The following is a 15,434-nucleotide window of genomic DNA, read 5'->3' as shown; positions in this document are numbered from 1 at the left end:
ACCATTAGTGCATACGATGCACTAGTTACTTCAAGTGCACTAAGGAGGCATCATGGGATTCACAGCACAGACCTGGCCAGCGTGCGGGATCGCTCGATTCCTGTCGCTTCTGGAGGGTCCGTGGGCGACCTTGATCGTTCGAGAGCTGCTGAACGGACCTCACCGTTTTGGCCGGTTGAAGGACGCACTGCCAGGGATCAGTGCTCACACGTTGACGGATCGGCTGCGTCGCTTCGAGACCTATGGAATCGTCACCCGAACCTCGCACCCGGAAATTCCTCCCCGAGTGGAGTACGAGCTCACCGAACTGGGCCAGGGCCTACGGCCCGTCCTTGACGCCATGAACGCCTGGGCACTGACCGTTCCAGCCGCGGCAGACGAAGAAGATGCTGTCGCGCTCCCGGCATCGTGCACTGGTGTGGTTTACCAGCCGACCACGCACTCCTGACGCAGGGCGTAGCGGTCAGCTGGAAACGATTGTTTCGGAGCACTCGCCTGTTGGTCCGGTGCAGTTGGCGAGGTCCCACACACGTCGGGTGCTCAGAACTTGTTGTCGAAACCCAACCTGCGAGGTTCAGCTGACCGGTGTTCGTTCCCGAACCAGCAGTGGGACGAGCCGCACGAACACGACCATGCCGACCAGCTCGACGAGCGTCTGCGTAACGACCACCACGGGCGCGAGCGCCAGTGACGGGGGCAGCGCGAGCGCGAGCGGCAGGACCACGAGACTGTTCCGGGTGGCACCGCTGAACACCAGGGCACGGGTCGCCGGGACGTCGAGGCGGAACAGGCGCCCGGCACCCGTGCCGACGAACGCCATGACGACGAGGAACGCCGCATACAGCGGCACGAGCACGAGCAATTGCAGGGCCGCGGTGCTCACGGCCCCCGCCTGCGAGGCAACGACCGTGAACAGGGTCGCGACCATCAGCGGCACCATGAGCGCCAGCATGGTGCGTTCGATCCCGCGCCCGATCCGGTGCCGCTTGGCGAGCCACTGGGTCGCCGCGGCCGCGGTCAGTGGCAGCACGATGAGCAGCAGGAACGCGCGCACGAACGGGCCGAGCTCGACGGCCGCGACACCGCTGGGACCGACGAACAGCAGCAGGTAGACGGGCAGCAAGAGGATCTGCGTGAGCATCAGCAATGGAGCCGCCGCGAGCAGACGCTCCGCGGCTCCTCCCGCGAGGCCGGCGAACACGATCACGTAGTCGATGCACGGCGTCAGCAGCACCAACAGCACCCCGAATAGCAGCGCCGGTTGATCCGCGACGAACCGCGACAGACCGTAGGCGACGAGCGGCACGATGACGAAGTTCACGAACCCGACCGCGCTGAGGAACCGGACGTCGCGAAGCGCGCGGCCGATCGCGGCGAACGGAACTCCGAGGAACGTCGCGAACAGCAGCAGCGCGAGCACCGGCTCGATCGCCATCTCCAGATGATGCGCGCCAGGTAGGAGCAGGCCGAGGACGCCGCCAGCAGCGATCGCCGCGAGGTAGAGGACGATCTGGTGACGTTCCAGCCACGGGACGACCGCCGCCACGAGGGACCGAGAGTTGAGGGGCACGAGGCTCAACCGTAAACATTCGAGCCACTGGAAGGTCAAGCCGGGTTCCCAGCCGTAGGATCGGCGCATGCGCATCTCGGAGGTCAGCAAACGCACCGGCGTCGCACCGACCGCACTGCGCTATTACGAGAGCATCGGGCTCATCGCCCCCGGCCGCACCCGCAACGGTTACCGCGACTATGACACCGCCGTGCTCGGGCGGCTCGACCTGATCGAAGCGAGCAAAGAACTCGGCCTGCCACTCGCTGACATCGGTCGGCATCTCCGGTCGCTGGAGGACGACTCCTGCACCGACGTTCGCGACCAGCTCCGCCCGCTCCTGGCGGAACGGGTGCGCCAGATCGACGAGAAACGCGCCCGCCTCGACGAGCTGCGCGCCCGCCTCGACCAGGCCGACATGGGACTCGCGAACTGTCCAGATCGAGCCGAACACTGCTCAACCGAATGCGTGTTTCACCCGGCCGAGCGATCAGCCTCGACCCACACTTCCGGTGTGCCCCAGGAGCTCGATTGACTTGAGCATGCGTGCAACCTGCCTTGGAGTGTCACGGTGTTCGTGTCGTGGTGTCGGTCTGGTGTCTGTAGAGCGTCGCCCTGCTCCAGCCGACGAGTGCGGCGGCTTCTGCTGCGGTGCGCCCGCGATCGCGGGTCCTGGGTCCGCAATCACCTCGACGAAGCACCGTCCGGAAGCGTCTCGATCACTTTCCCTTCGATGAGCTGCCGAAGCGCCGCGATCTCGCTCGTGAGTGCTTCGATGTGCGCACTGGTGATCGCTTCGGATGCGGCTTCCCTTTGTTCGACGCGTTCGACGATCCATGAAGCAAGAGTGGCAGTGACGACACCGATGAGGGCGATCCCACCGATCATGACTCCGACGGCAACCAACTGTCCGGTGTACGTCACGGGGAAGTAGTCGCCGTAGCCGACGGTGGTGATGGTGACGAATGCCCACCAAAGGGCTTGGCCAAATGTCTGGATCGAGCCGTCGCCGCTGCGTTCAGCATCAAGGACCGCAAGACCTGCGACGTACACCAGGAGGGTGGATGCGCCGGCGGCATAGATGATGACCCGTCCTCGGAAGGCGGCGCCGGCGGTCCGGTTCAGGATCGCCAGGAGCGTGACGAGCCGGAGCAGGCGCAACGGCCGGAGCATCGGGAGGACGACGATCGCGAGATCGAGAAGGTGCGTGTAGAACCATCGCCATCGCGGTTTCGCGAGCAGCAGATTGACGACGTAGTCGGCTACGAAGACCACCCACGTCGCCGCGATGATGACCTCGGCGACGTTTCCGCCGGGTTCGGCGATCACCTCGTAGGAGTACGCCGCGAGGAAGACGACCGCAGCGATCGCGAGGGGCCATTCAGTGAGCTTCTGCCAACGTGCCTGGGTCATGCCGCGAGCGTATCTGGAGGAGCCGTCAGCGTTGGGCATCCGCCCAAGGCTCGTCGACCCGCCCCGAGGGGTATTTCGAGGCCTGAACAGGGCCGATTCGCACCCTGGACTCAGGTAAGGCTATCCTTCCTAGGTCCCACCCCTCGAATGAAGGAGACGACGTGCACCAGCGCGCCGCCATTAGCCTCGTCCTCGCCGCGGCACTCGCCGTCGGACTGTCCGCCTGCGGCGCGTCCGAAGCGGTCGAGCCCGCATCGACAGCCGCCGCCGGGCAAGGGAAGACCGAGTATCCGCTCACGCTCGACAACTGCGGCACCGAGGTCACGATCGACGCCGCACCCCAGCGGGTCGTCTCCCTCGACCAGAACTCCACCGAGATCCTGCTGTCCCTCGGTCTCGAAGACCGCATGGTCGGCACCGCCTCCTGGACGGACCCCGTCCTTGACTCACTCGCCGACGCGAACGCCGACGTCCCGCGCCTGGCCGACAATGCCCCCACGTACGAGGTCGTCCTCGGTGCCGACCCGGACTTCGTCACCGCGTCCTTCGGCCGCCACTACAACGAGGGCGGCGTCGCGCCACGCGAGCGGTTCGCCGAGACCGGTGTCGCCAGCTACCTCTCGCCCACCGACTGCGACAACGGCACGAGCATCAACGGCGGCGGGACGCGCACGACGCCGCTCACCATCGACGCGCTGTACCAGGAGATCACCGAGATGGGAGAGGTCTTCGACGTCTCCGACCGTGCTGCTGCGCTCGTCGCCGAGCTGCAGGGTCGTGCCGCGAAGGCGACCGAGGGTGTCGATTTCGACGGCACGACGGTCGCGTTCTGGTTCGCCGACACGAAGACCCCCTACGTCGGCGGTGGGCTCGGATCCGCCGCACTGCTCGCCTCGACCACCGGGCTCGACAACGTCTTCGGCGAGCTCGAGGACGACTGGCCGGCCACCACCTGGGAAGACCTCGTCGACCGCGACCCGCAGGTCCTCGTCCTCGGCGACCTGCAGCGCGACCGGTTCCCCGGCGACCGCCTCGACGACAAGGTCGCGTTCCTGGAGTCCGACCCGCTCACGAAGACCATGGACGCGGTGCGCAACCAGCGCTACATCGCCCTCCACGGCGCCGAGCTGAACCCGTCCATCCGCTTCGTCGACGGCCTCGAGAAGATCAAGGTGTGGTGGGTCGAACACGAGGACGAGCTCTGAACCCGGAGACGGTGACGAGCACCGAACCGGTGACGAGCGGCGACACGGCGCGGCGACCCGCCTCACGCGCACGCCGCGCGACGATCACCGGCCTGCTCGTCCTCGCCGGCGTGATCCTCCTCCTCGCCTCGGTCGGCGTGGCGATCACGCTCGGACCGGCGGACATCCTGCTCGTGAACGTGCGGGACATCGTCGCGAACCACCTCGGCTTCACCGACATCCCGGTGAAGCTGTCGAAGGACGCGATCGTGTGGGAGGAACGCCTGCCGCGGGCCTTCGTCGCGGCAGCCTGCGGAGCCGGGCTCGGGCTCTGCGGCGTCATCATGCAGTCGCTCCTCCGCAACCCGCTGGCCGACCCGTTCATCCTCGGCATCTCCTCCGGGGCGTCGACCGGGGCGGTCGCGATCGGGATCCTCGGACTCGGCGGGGCATCGATCGGGCTCTCCGGCGGCGCGTTCATCGGCGCGCTCGTCGCTTTCGGACTCGTGCTCCTGCTCTCCCGTCTGTCGGGCGGCGGTACTGACCGGGTCGTGCTCGCGGGCGTCGCCAGCACGCAACTCTTCTCCGCACTGACCTCGCTGATCATCTTCGCGTTCGCCGACTCGGACGAGACGCGCGGCGTGATGTTCTGGCTGCTCGGCTCGCTCGAGGGCGTGCGCTGGGACGACGTGGCACTCTGCGCAATCGTCGTCGTCGCCGGGTCGCTCCTGTGCCTGCGGTACGCCAATGCACTCGACGCGTTCGCCTTCGGTGAGGACGTCGCGGCGTCACTCGGCATCCACGTCGCGAGGACGCGGGCGATCCTGCTCATCGCGACGGCGCTCATCACGGCGACGCTGGTGAGCGTCGCGGGGGCGATCGGCTTCGTCGGGCTCGTCCTGCCCCACGCCGCCCGCTTGCTCGTCGGGCCCCGTCACGGTCGGCTCATCCCGGCCACAGCGATCATCGGTGCGATCTTCATGGTCTGGGTGGATGCCGGCTCGCGCGTCGCGTTCTCGCCGACACCGCTGCCGGTCGGCGTCGGGACAGCGCTCGTCGGGGTGCCGGTCTTCATCGCCCTGCTGGCGCGGAGGAGGACGCGGGTATGACACTCCACGCTGAGCACGTGTCCTGGAACCGCGGCGGTGCGCTCGTCGTCGACGGCGTGACGCTGCACCCCGAGCCGGGACAGACCGTCGGCCTCCTCGGGCCGAACGGGTCGGGCAAGTCGTCGCTCCTGCGGGTGCTCCACGGACTCGTGAAGCCGACCGCGGGCCTCGTGACGCTCGACGGTGTCGACCTGGCGTCGGTCGGTCGACGGCGCATCGCGCGTTCGGTCGCCTCGGTGACGCAGCACGCCGACACCGACGTCGACATCACGGTGCGCGACATCGCACGACTCGGTCGGATCCCGCACCGCTCGGGGCTCGGCGGTGACACCGCAGCCGACGAGACCGCCGTCGACCGCGCGCTCGCCCACGTCGGCCTGCTCGACCAGGCCGGCCGCCTGTGGCACACCCTGTCCGGAGGCGAACGCCAGCGGGCACAGATCGCGCGGGCGCTCGCCCAGGAGCCACGTGAGCTCCTCCTCGACGAACCGACCAACCACCTCGACATCCGACACCAGTTGGAGCTGCTCGACCTCGTCTGTGCGCTCCCGGTCACGACCGTGATCGCCATTCACGACCTCAATCTCGCCGCGATGTACTGCGACACGGTCGTCGTGCTGCGGGCCGGTCGGGTGGTCGCTGCCGGGGCACCCAGCGAGGTGCTGACCGCGGCGCTGATCGCGGACGTCTACGGCGTGGCGGCCGAGGTGACGCTGGACGTCGAGCGCGGGTATCCGGTGGTCACGTTCACGAGATCGGCTGCGCCGTCCCCGTCACGGTGATGCCGCCGGTGACCGGGACGTCGACCGTCAGCAGACTGGGCGCGCCGACGTGGTGGCCCTGGCGGATGAGGATCCGAGCCGGTGGGGTGAGGAGGCCGAGCGCCCGCAGGTAGCCACCGAAGGAGGCGGCTGCGGAACCGGTCGCCGGATCCTCGGTGATGGCTCCGACCGGGAAGAGGTTGCGGGCCTCGACGAGCAGCTGGCCGTCCGCGTCGATCCCGTGATCGTGTACGACCGTCACCGTCCCGGCCCAACCCTGCTCATCCATCAGCGTGCGCAGGGCGGTCGGGTCGAAGGTGAAGGCGTCGAAGACCTGTTGCTCGCGGACCGCGACGACCGGGTGCCGGTTGCCGGCGAACGACTCGCGGAGCGGCCACCGCTCGTCGAGGTCGGAGCGTTCGAGCCCGAGCAGTGACAGCAGACGATCGGCGACCCCGGCGTCGAGATCGCGCACGGTGGGTTCGACGCTCGTGAACGACGCGGTGATCGAGCTGGCGTCGCCGTTCGTGTCGGCGTCGGATGCGGTCTCGACGACGAGGGGTCCGACGTTCGTCTCCAGCGTGAAGCGTCCGACGCCACGGCGCTCAGCCAGGGCGACGGCGGTGGCGATGGTCGCGTGCCCACAGAACGGCACCTCGGCACCGGGGGAGAAGTAGCGCATGCGCAGGTGGCGGTCGTCACCATCGATACCCGGGTCGACGACGAACGCCGTCTCCGGATACGCGACCTCGGTGGCGATCGCCTGCATCTCAGCGTCGGTGAGCACCGAGGCGTCGAGGACGACACCCGCGGGATTGCCTCCACCGGGTTCGGCGGCGAAGGCCGTGAGGCGGAGGATCTCGGGAGGTCGCGTGGTCGACATCCGACGATGCTAACCCGCGTCGCCGTCCTCGCCGACTGCTGAGACCTCCACGATCCAGGCCCGTTCCGGTGCGGACGACGGGGTCTGGAGGCCCGAGTGCGACAGCATCGCCCCGGAGGCGACCACTCCGGTCCACCCGGCGAGCGGGCCGTCCACCTCGTCCTCCTCGCCGAACCAGGCGGGCACGGCGCGACCGCCGGTCGGCTCACCGATGCGCAACGGCCGAACCCGGTAGCGACGCTCCGGGTCGAGTCCGCGCAGGGTGAACCGCCCGATCCTCGCGACGTCCGAGCGGCTGAGGAACGTGAGTGAGAACAGGGCACGCGACCGGTCCTCGGCCACCACACCCGTGATCTGGAGCGCGTCGTCGAAGACGTCCTCGCGCACGAGCCTCCCCGTGTGCAACAGGTCACGCGTCCGGCGGTAGAGCCCGAACCATCCGCGCAGTTCCTCCAGTTCCGCCGGGGACGCCTGCCGCAGGTCCCACTCGACCCCGAGATGACCGAAGATCGCGGTCGCCGCACGGAAGGACAGCTCGTGCGAGCGGCCCGTGGTGTGCGAGCGCCCGGAGGCGATGTGGGCGCCGAGCCGCTCCAGGGGGACCAGCTGGGCGGTCCAGCGGTTGATCTGCTGCCGCTCGAGCGGGTCGCTGCAGTCCGAGGCCCACACGCGGTGCGTGCGCTCGAGGACGCCGAGGTCGACGCGTGAGCCGCCGGAGGAGCAGGACTCGATCTCCAGCTCCGGGAACCGACGCGTGAGTTCGTCCATCAACCGGTACACGGCCGCCGTCTGACGATGCACGCCGGCCCGACCGTCGGGTGCCGACCCGGCGTCGACGAGGTCGCGGTTCTGATCCCACTTGATGTACGCGATGTCGACCTCGGTGAGGATCGCGGTCATCCGTTCCAGGACGGCGGCGAAGGCCTCTGGTCGGCCGAGATCGAGGACCTGCTGGTTCCTGGCGGGGATCGGCAATCGTCCACCCGTCTGCATGATCCAGTCCGGGTGCTCCCGGGCCAGATCGGAGTCGAGGTTCACCATCTCCGGCTCGAACCACAGACCGAACTCCATCCCCAGGCTCCGGACCCGGTCGGCGAGCGGCTGCAGCCCGTCGGGCCACACCTCCTCGTCGACGAACCAGTCGCCGAGCCCCGCGCGGTCGTGTCGTCGCCCGCGGAACCAGCCGTCGTCGAGGACGAACCGCTCGATCCCGAGCGAGGACGCGACCTCGGCCAACTGCATCAGAGCCTCGGCGTCGTGATCGAAGTAGACCGCCTCCCACACGTTGAGCGTGAGCGGTCGGTCCCGTGCCGGATGGCCGGGTTGCGCGCGCAGGTGCTCGTGGAACAGCGCGGCCTGCGCGTCGAGCCCGTCCCCGTAGGCGCCGTACACCCAGGGGCTCGTGTAGGTGTCACCCCTGGCGAGGCGGATCTCGTCGGGCAGCAGCAGTTCGCCGCCCCCGATCACCTGGTCGCCGGTCGAGAGCCGTTCCGCGAGGTGTCGCTGGTTGCCGCTCCACCCCACGTGGACGCCCCAGACCTCGCCCGTGGCGAAGCCGAACCCGGGGACGCCCACGTTCAGGACGAGCGGCGCGTCCGGCCCGGTCCGCCCGCGGCGGTCATCGCGCACCCAGGCGCCGACCCGGAGCGGCGAGCGCTGCGGCGTCCGCTCCTTGCCCCACCGGCCGGCGAGGTCGAGGACCTCGCGGGCGCGAGCCGGGATCGGGAGCGCGAGATGCAGGTCGTCGAGCCGGTAGACGCCGTCGGCGACGTTGCGGAGCGTCGCGCGGACACGCAGGAGACCGGCCTCGCTCAGCTCGAACTCGACGCGGATCGCCAGCCCCGCCTCGGCGTCCTCGCCGTCGACGGTCACCGTGCGCGGGGTCACCTGCGCCGGCTCCATCGTGAACAGCGGCGACCAGTCGCGTCCGTCCCGGCTGCCGGTGATGCCCGGCCGACCGAGCCAGGCCTCGCTCTGCTCCGGCAGCACCGCGAGGCGGGTCGGGCGGTCGGGGGCGTTCTCCGTGACGAACCGCTCCGCGCCGCGCACGACATCGGCGAGCTCCGCAGCGTCGAGCGCACCGAGGTCGGCTCCCCAGTGCGCGATCGACGGCAGATGTCCGTCGTGCAGGTCGATCACGACGCTCACGGCGCGCGATCGCAGGTGGACGACGGGCTGTCGGGTGTCGGTGGACATGGGGTCCTTTCGGATGGGTGCGGTGGTCAGTCCGCGGACGGGCGTGCGAGCTGGCCGTCCCAGGGGACGAAGGTGGCGAGGTCGACGTCGTGCACGGTTCCGTCGGTCCACCGTGCGACCAGTCGGGTCCCGGTCACGTCCACCGCGACCGGCAGGTCGGGTGTCTCGCCGTCGTCGAAGCGGAGGGTGTGGAGTGCGGCCAGGACGGTGTGCCCCGGAGTGCTGACGGCGTACAGTACCGGGACCGCCGAGTGGGGACCGAACGCGTTGGCGTCACGGTAGGCGACGGCCTCCGCGCGGTCCCAACCGTGCAGCCCGACGATGGTCGCTGCGAGCCCGTCACGACCGACCACCGTGGCCCGCGGCGCGGCCCCGGCGGGATCGACCACGGAGGGATCGACCACGGAGGGATCGACCACGGCGGGATCGACCACGGTGCGCAGGATGGCGTCGTCGGCGACGGCCGCACCGCCCTCGCGGACGGTCCAGGCGCGCGTCGATTCGACGAGGTGCGCGCGGAGCTCCTGATCACCGTGGACGATGCTGACCGTGGTGACGGCGCAGCCCGGCCACACCCGGCCGTCGAGCTGTGGGAGGTGCACCGAGCCGGAGACCTCGCCGACGGTCCGCATCCCGCGGATCGCGGCGCGTCGACTCGCCCGCCCGTCCTCGTCGAGCAGCGCGAGATGGCCGTCGACGTTCTCGTCCCACGCCGCGCCCGTCCCCGGGGCCGTGTGCGAGGAGTACCCGAACTTGGCGTAGTGCGGATCGTCCGCGTCGGCGCGAGCGGGCTCGACGGGGATCTCGCAGTGGTCGCTGCCGTGGTTGGCGAGCGTCACGACACCGTCCCGCTGCGAGCGCAGGATCCATCCGACCGCCGGCAGCACGGTGGTCTCCGGCGGCCCGTCGGTCGGTTGCGGGCGTTCCGGAGCGGTCCACACCGGGTCGTCGCGGTCGATGGCGAGCCCGAGGAACCCGATACCCGCGAGGTAGGGCGAGCCGAAGCCGCTGTAGCTCTGCGCGGTGGGCTCCCACGGCCCGTACCAACCGAGACTCAGCGGGCCGTCGACGCCGACGCCGTGCCGGACGAACCCCGAGACCACCCCGGAGGCCAGGCGTCGCGTCGCGCCGGGACTCAACGGGTTCACCCCCGAGAGCTCGGCGCACCAGAGCGCGGTGAGGGCGGCCGTCCGATAGCTCAGCGAGCGGCCGACGTGCACCATCGACCCGTCGGGTGCGACCATGCGCGCGAAGGAGCCGGTGAAGTCGTGCAGCCGTTCCAGATGCCGTGAGCCGTCGGCCGTGCCCGTGCGGTCGGTCATGCGGTACCAGGCCCAGAGGTAGGGGTGGATCGCCCACGCGTTGTAGTAGTCGATCGCGTGTTCCGGACCGTCGGTGTACCAGCCCTGCTCCAGGTGCCACGACTCGACCCGGGCGACGTTCCTCGTGCCGTTCAGCCCGGTGACGTCCTCGTCGACCGAGCGGAGGAACGCCTCCGCCATCGCCGGGAAGAGCTGCCAGTTGTTGTGCCAGACCTCGAGGCGCGCATGGTGGCGCAGCCAGTCGGCGATCTGCACCTGCTCCTTCCGGGTGAGCCCCGCCCACAGTCGGTCGCGACTGACGTACAGGCCGAACGCGATGTTCGCCGCCTCCACGATCGAGTTGGTGACGCCCGTGCCGGGGGCCCGACACGTCACGCCCAGCGGCCAGGACTCCGGACCGTCCGGGGCCGTACCGGCGAGGAGTGCCCGGCTGTACCAGGCGACGAGGTCCTCGACCCCGTCTCCACCGCCGTCTCCACCGCCGTCTCCACCGCCGGCGATCCGCGGTGCGGCGAGGAGGAAGGAGCGACCGACCGCTTCCATGCCCTCGCGGGCGACACCGTCGCGGGTGACCCGACCGGGCAGCCGAGGGATGCCGCCGAGCGGACTCTCGAACCGGCGGACCTCCGCCAGCCACCGGTCGGCCGTGGCCTCCCAGTGCGCCCGCGTCCACCCGGTGAAGGGTGCGGCGACGGGGTCCGCGGCCGGTAGACGGAACGGCGGGAGCGGGTCGGGCGTCATCGTCGGGCCTCCATCGGTGCTCCCGGTTCCGGGTACTGTTCCGCGCGGCGCACCCGCAGCGCGTGTGACCCGCTCGTCGCGGTGGCGCGCTGCACGAGCCGGATGCGGAAGACGGCCGACCCCCAGACCTCATGGAGCTTCGGGTCGTCAATGTCGATCCGGTCCACCGCCACCTCGAACGCGGGGTCGGTGTCCAGGCGGGCGTCGCCGACCAGGACACCGTGATCGTCGGCGACCGGCTCGGCAGCCGTCAGGAAGGTCAGCGTCATCTGCAACGGTTCGGCGAACGCCCAGTGGTCGTCGACGAGGACGGCGCCGGCGGCACGGTCGAGCGTCACCGTGCGGTCCAGTGCTGTGAGTCGGGCCTCGGGCGGATACGCACCCAGGAGGGACGTGGCGAGGACGGAGCGGTCGCCCTCGTCGGAGAACCGTGTCCCGCTCGCCGTGAAGGACCGACCATACGGTTGCTCGACCCCGGCAGGGAGGGGGACGTTGTGGAAGGCGCTCCGCATGGTCCAGATGCCGTAGCGGGTGTCCGGCATGAAGGTGTCGCGGTGGTACACGCCGACACCCACGTCGATGAGGACGGGCTCACCGTCGAGCGAGACGATGACCCCGCCGACGTCGTTGTGGTTGTGGCTGACGTCGTTGTGACCACCCTTCGCGGCGACCGCCCAGCCGTCCACGCGACCGGCGTGCTCGCGGAACACCGCCACCTCCGTTCCCGGTGCGTACCAGGAGGAGGGCATCCCCGGCGTGGCGGCGCCGGCCGTGGTCCACGCCGGGTCGAGCAGCTCCGCAAGCGTGCGGCGGAACAACGGAGCCAACTGCCCCGAGAAGCCGAGCGGATGCGAGCGCCCCATCCAGCGGGCGTGGGCAGCCACCTCGTCGTCGCCCACGCGCTCGCCGAAGCGGGCGAGCAGGTTCCACGTCGCGTTCGCCGGCAGGCTCGCGGACCCGTCCGAGAAGTTGACCTGTGACGTGGCCGACAGCTGCATGACCATCGGGAACCGGGCCATCGCGGCGACCGGCGGGACCGCGAAGCCGTCGAAGACGCCGCCCGTCAGGTCGCCGAGCAGGTCGAGGGCCTCGAACAGGGTCGCGCCCGCCCACCACCAGTACGTCGCACCCTCGTCGCAGCTCCCGTCCTCGGCGTACCCGGCACGGAAACGGTCGAGGACGGCGACCGCGCGGTCCACCGACGCCGCCAGCTCGGACCGATCGGTCTCGACCACGGCGGAGCACACGAGCACGTTCGAGACGATCCACGGGGCCCAGTTGTTCGGCGGTCCGTCGAGCCCGTGCCAGAAGTCCACCTCGTCGCGCCACGGGTCCAGGACCCGACGACGGATCTCGGCGTGCACCCGTGCGCGCAGTCCGGGGAAGGTCCGCTCCAGGCGGTCCCCGGCGATCGTGTCGATCGCGGCGAGCATCCCGCCGATGTAGGCGTCTGAGAGGTCGAGCACGTCACGACCGGGGATCGGGAGGAAGGGGCGCTCGCCGGACTCGGGCAGCGCGTAGTGCGAGGGCAGACACCAGGCGGTCAGTTCGCAGAGCCGCCAGACGCGGTCACCGAGCTCGCCGACCCAGGCGTCGGCCCCGGTGGCACCGAGCGCGAGGGCCGAGGCGGCGACGGACCCGAGGAGGGCCTGCTGCGCCGTCTCGTACGGGGTCCGGTCGCCTTCCGCGCTGTACGTGGCCCACAGCGACAGGGTCGGTGGGTTGCGGTCCGCCTCCGCGCACCAGCGGTGGGCCGCATCGACGAGGGCCAGCCGGTCGCGCTCGGCGACGCGGCCCCAGGCCTCGCGGTCGTCGACCGACGGCCCGGCGCTCCAGTGCCCGACCCGCAGTGCGCGGCGGGCCCGGACGTCGAACCGTCCGGCGAAGCTCGTGGTCGTCGGCGCGGTGCGGTCTGTCTCGAGGGTCATGGTCTGGCCTCTGGTGTTCGGTGGTCGGTTCACGCCTGCAGCGCGAGGGCGGCGAGGGTGATCGGTCGATGGAAGGTGCCGAACCGGACGAAATGCAGGGCCTCGTCAACCGTGTTGGCTGCGAGACGTGCGAGCTCGTTCCCGGCCGAGCCGGCGATGTGCGGCGTGATGACCGTGTTGGGGGTCGACCACAGTCGGGAGGAGGGCGGCAGGATCTCCGGCGAGGTGACGTCGAGGATCGCGACCAGGTCGCCGCGGTCGAGTCGGTCGGCGAGCGCGTCGTGGTCGATGAGGTCGCCTCGGGCGGTGTTGATGACCGTGGTCCCGGGCCGCATCAGCTGGAGGAGGGACCGGTCGACGAGGTGTCTGGTGGAGGGGAGTGCCGGGGCGTGGAGCGTGACGATGTCGCTGTGCGCGGCCAGCTCGTCGAGCGTGACGCAGGGTACCCCGAGGGCCGCCTGCTCCTCGTGGTCGAGGGTCGGATCGGCGACGACGACCCGCACGTCCAGGGAGGCGAGGCGCTCGACGACGAGTCGGCCGATCCGGGAGGCGCCGACGACGCCCACCGTGATCCCGTGGCTGCCGACCGTCGGCCACGCCCGCTCCGCATCGACGGGGGCTCGAGAGGCCCGCAGCGTCTCGGCGGCCCAGAACGTGCGCTTCGCGGCGAGGATCACCATCGCCATCGTGAACTCGGCGACCGGGACCGCGTTGGCCGTCGCACTGGAGGTGAGGGCGATCCGGCGTTCGAGAAGGGCGTCGGTGACGATGCCGCGCACGCTGCCGGCCGAGTGCGCCACGGCCCGGAGTGACGGCAGGGATCGCAGGAGCGTCTCGTCGAGCACGGGGGAGCCCCAGCCCGTCACGAGCACCTCGACCGCGGCCAGCCGGGCGCGGTCCGCCGCGCGCTCGAGCCGGAGCGGGCGGTCCCACGGCAGTCGAGCGTGCGACTCCGACCGCAGCCGGGCGAGGTCCGGCTCGGAGAACACCCGGTCGAAGGTGCCGTCCGGCATGAGGAAGCCGATCGTGCCCGTCGGGGCGCTCTCGCTCTGCGGCATCGTCGCCTCCTGGTCGTCTCGGCAGCAGGCTCAATCCCAATCGGAGCCGCCCGATCGTGTCAAGCACGCCCGTTCAAACGAACAGGAATCGAACAGCGCCGTGCTATCGCGGTGGCGCGGTCGACTCGCGGAGGCTCAGACTCGGCCGCAGGCTCATGTGGCGTGCGGAGAAGCCCTGCTGGGCCGCGGCCGAGATGCGCTCGAAGCACATCGTCGCCGCGAACCGGCCGATGTCGCGTTTGGGCGGTGCGACCGCCGTGAGCGGCACCCGGGCGAGCCCGGCCACCTCGTCGTCGTACGCCACGATCGACAGGTCGTCGGGGATCGAGAGCCCGAAGTCGAGCGCCGCGTCCGCGAACTCGACGGCGTAGTGGTCCGAGTGCATGAACACCGCGGTCGTGCCGGACGCCACGCACGCCTCGAGGTACCGCCTCGTCTGCTCGCCGACGCCGTGCCGGTCGTCGATGATCGCCGTGCTGGCGTCCTCGCGCAGGCCGAGCTGGCGTCGGGCGCGCTCGTAGCCGAGCCGCAACGAGGGCGTCGTCGGGGTGTCGAAGGCCGCCATCCCGACCCGCTCGTGACCGAGGGCGGCGAGGTGCCGGAGCGCGATGGCGGCGCCGGCGGCATGGTCGGTACGCACGAACTCGAGTCCGTCGCCCACCGGGGACTCCGCGACCGAGCGCTCCACGAGGACGACGGGGACCGGTGCGCGCTCGAGGAGCTCGAGCGTCGCGAAGGCGTCGAGGACCGAGGTGGTCACGAGGAGGCCGTCCACTCCGCCGGCCAGCAGTCGCTCGATCTGGTCGCGCTCGCGGGCGGGGTCGTAGCGCGAGACACCGAGGACGATCCGACCGCCGAGCGACTGCGCCCGCTCCACGGCACCGGCCACGATCGTCGGGAAGTAGTAGCTCGGATCGGGCACGACGAACCCGAAGGTGAACAGGGTGTCGGCGGCACCGGGGGCCGGCGTGGGGCGGGCGCCCGGCCGGTGCGGGATGCCCGTGGTCGGCTGCGTGTCGATCGAGACGGCCCCGCCGTGCACCCGACGGAGGCGGCCCTGCTCCCCGAGCTCGCGCAGGTCCCGCCGGACGGTCATCGCGGAGATGCCCATGCGCTCGGCGAAGTCGGCCGCGGAGAGACTGCCGTGGATCCGCAGTTCGGCGAGGATGCGGTCGTGACGTTGCGAGAGCTCCATGATCGACTCCGATGTTCGATATCTGTTCGGATGATTAGATGATCTTGACTTTACTCAACGGCCCCGCGAAAGATTGCCAACGTTCGAGAGAACGA

General features: G+C 70.4%; 13 protein-coding genes and 1 pseudogene. 5 read left to right on the top strand and 9 right to left on the bottom strand.

The genetic code is table 11. The features are described 5' to 3' along the window. Positions 1 to 52: 52 nt before the first annotated feature. On the top strand, positions 53 to 448 hold the full coding sequence (locus ACQ3HE_RS09740; protein ID WP_430892478.1) for a winged helix-turn-helix transcriptional regulator: 396 nt from the start codon (positions 53 to 55) through the stop codon (positions 446 to 448). Between the two features lie 126 nt (positions 449 to 574). On the opposite strand, the gene ACQ3HE_RS09735 is transcribed toward ACQ3HE_RS09740, so the two are convergent. Beyond that, positions 575 to 1,570, bottom strand: coding sequence for an arsenic resistance protein (locus ACQ3HE_RS09735; RefSeq protein WP_430892477.1), 996 nt, complete (start codon positions 1,568 to 1,570; stop codon positions 575 to 577). 67 nt (positions 1,571 to 1,637) lie between these two features. Between ACQ3HE_RS09735 and ACQ3HE_RS09730 the strand changes: the two genes are divergently transcribed. Further along, a complete protein-coding gene (locus ACQ3HE_RS09730; protein WP_137242633.1) occupies positions 1,638 to 2,084 on the top strand; it encodes a MerR family transcriptional regulator in 447 nt (148 codons plus the stop codon). A 31-nt stretch (positions 2,085 to 2,115) separates the two neighbouring features. On the opposite strand, the pseudogene ACQ3HE_RS09725 reads toward ACQ3HE_RS09730, so the two are convergent. Continuing rightward, a pseudogene (locus ACQ3HE_RS09725) lies at positions 2,116 to 2,217 on the bottom strand (recombinase family protein); the annotation flags it as partial. Between the two features lie 16 nt (positions 2,218 to 2,233). Then, a complete protein-coding gene (locus tag ACQ3HE_RS09720; protein ID WP_430892475.1) occupies positions 2,234 to 2,962 on the bottom strand; it encodes a potassium channel family protein in 729 nt (242 codons plus the stop codon). A 161-nt stretch (positions 2,963 to 3,123) separates the two neighbouring features. Between ACQ3HE_RS09720 and ACQ3HE_RS09715 the strand changes: the two genes are divergently transcribed. The 3 genes from ACQ3HE_RS09715 to ACQ3HE_RS09705 are packed head-to-tail and all read left to right on the top strand — an operon-like array spanning position 3,124 to position 6,037. Then, the gene (locus ACQ3HE_RS09715; RefSeq protein WP_430892473.1) at positions 3,124 to 4,167 is read left to right on the top strand and encodes an ABC transporter substrate-binding protein; all 1,044 of its coding nucleotides are present in this window, start codon (positions 3,124 to 3,126) and stop codon (positions 4,165 to 4,167) included. 29 nt (positions 4,168 to 4,196) lie between these two features. Then, a complete protein-coding gene (locus ACQ3HE_RS09710; protein ID WP_430893081.1) occupies positions 4,197 to 5,255 on the top strand; it encodes a FecCD family ABC transporter permease in 1,059 nt (352 codons plus the stop codon). Beyond that, a complete protein-coding gene (locus ACQ3HE_RS09705) occupies positions 5,252 to 6,037 on the top strand; it encodes an ABC transporter ATP-binding protein (protein WP_430892471.1) in 786 nt (261 codons plus the stop codon). Before ACQ3HE_RS09710 ends, ACQ3HE_RS09705 begins: the two co-directional genes overlap by 4 nt. Here ACQ3HE_RS09705 and ACQ3HE_RS09700 read toward each other — a convergent pair. The 6 genes from ACQ3HE_RS09700 to ACQ3HE_RS09675 all read right to left on the bottom strand — a co-directional run bounded on the left by ACQ3HE_RS09700 (position 6,003) and on the right by ACQ3HE_RS09675 (position 15,339). Then, positions 6,003 to 6,899, bottom strand: a complete 897-nt coding sequence (locus ACQ3HE_RS09700; protein WP_430892469.1) for a PhzF family phenazine biosynthesis protein — start codon at positions 6,897 to 6,899, stop codon at positions 6,003 to 6,005. The genes ACQ3HE_RS09705 and ACQ3HE_RS09700 overlap by 35 nt on opposite strands. 9 nt (positions 6,900 to 6,908) lie before the next feature. Further along, on the bottom strand, positions 6,909 to 9,095 hold the full coding sequence (locus ACQ3HE_RS09695; RefSeq protein WP_430892467.1) for an alpha-galactosidase: 2,187 nt from the start codon (positions 9,093 to 9,095) through the stop codon (positions 6,909 to 6,911). Between the two features lie 26 nt (positions 9,096 to 9,121). Continuing rightward, a complete protein-coding gene (locus ACQ3HE_RS09690) occupies positions 9,122 to 11,158 on the bottom strand; it encodes a DUF2264 domain-containing protein (protein WP_430892465.1) in 2,037 nt (678 codons plus the stop codon). Continuing rightward, the gene (locus tag ACQ3HE_RS09685; RefSeq protein WP_430892463.1) at positions 11,155 to 13,086 is read right to left on the bottom strand and encodes a heparinase II/III family protein; all 1,932 of its coding nucleotides are present in this window, start codon (positions 13,084 to 13,086) and stop codon (positions 11,155 to 11,157) included. The genes ACQ3HE_RS09690 and ACQ3HE_RS09685 overlap by 4 nt, the downstream gene beginning before the upstream one ends. A 29-nt stretch (positions 13,087 to 13,115) precedes the next feature. Then, positions 13,116 to 14,144, bottom strand: a complete 1,029-nt coding sequence (locus tag ACQ3HE_RS09680; RefSeq protein ID WP_430892461.1) for a hydroxyacid dehydrogenase — start codon at positions 14,142 to 14,144, stop codon at positions 13,116 to 13,118. Positions 14,145 to 14,247: 103 nt separating this feature from the next. After that, on the bottom strand, positions 14,248 to 15,339 hold the full coding sequence (locus ACQ3HE_RS09675) for a substrate-binding domain-containing protein (protein ID WP_124768321.1): 1,092 nt from the start codon (positions 15,337 to 15,339) through the stop codon (positions 14,248 to 14,250). Positions 15,340 to 15,434: the final 95 nt, after the last annotated feature.

The organism is Plantibacter auratus, assembly GCF_050587365.1.
GTDB classification, from domain to species: domain Bacteria; phylum Actinomycetota; class Actinomycetes; order Actinomycetales; family Microbacteriaceae; genus Plantibacter; species Plantibacter auratus.
Note: the sequence above shows the minus strand (reverse complement) of the source record. Positions and strands in the feature narration are given on the sequence as shown.

Bases quoted from the DNA above. Each gene is read 5' to 3' on its own strand.
- ACQ3HE_RS09740 (WP_430892478.1), top strand. From the start codon at position 53: ATGGGATTCACAGCACAGACCTGGCCAGCGTGCGGGATCGCTCGATTC.
- ACQ3HE_RS09730 (WP_137242633.1), top strand. From the start codon at position 1,638: ATGCGCATCTCGGAGGTCAGCAAACGCACCGGCGTCGCACCGACCGCA.
- ACQ3HE_RS09720 (WP_430892475.1), bottom strand. From the start codon at position 2,962: ATGACCCAGGCACGTTGGCAGAAGCTCACTGAATGGCCCCTCGCGATC.
- ACQ3HE_RS09705 (WP_430892471.1), top strand. From the start codon at position 5,252: ATGACACTCCACGCTGAGCACGTGTCCTGGAACCGCGGCGGTGCGCTC.
- ACQ3HE_RS09700 (WP_430892469.1), bottom strand. From the start codon at position 6,899: ATGTCGACCACGCGACCTCCCGAGATCCTCCGCCTCACGGCCTTCGCC.
- ACQ3HE_RS09695 (WP_430892467.1), bottom strand. From the start codon at position 9,095: ATGTCCACCGACACCCGACAGCCCGTCGTCCACCTGCGATCGCGCGCC.
- ACQ3HE_RS09690 (WP_430892465.1), bottom strand. From the start codon at position 11,158: ATGACGCCCGACCCGCTCCCGCCGTTCCGTCTACCGGCCGCGGACCCC.
- ACQ3HE_RS09685 (WP_430892463.1), bottom strand. From the start codon at position 13,086: ATGACCCTCGAGACAGACCGCACCGCGCCGACGACCACGAGCTTCGCC.
- ACQ3HE_RS09680 (WP_430892461.1), bottom strand. From the start codon at position 14,144: ATGCCGCAGAGCGAGAGCGCCCCGACGGGCACGATCGGCTTCCTCATG.
- ACQ3HE_RS09675 (WP_124768321.1), bottom strand. From the start codon at position 15,339: ATGGAGCTCTCGCAACGTCACGACCGCATCCTCGCCGAACTGCGGATC.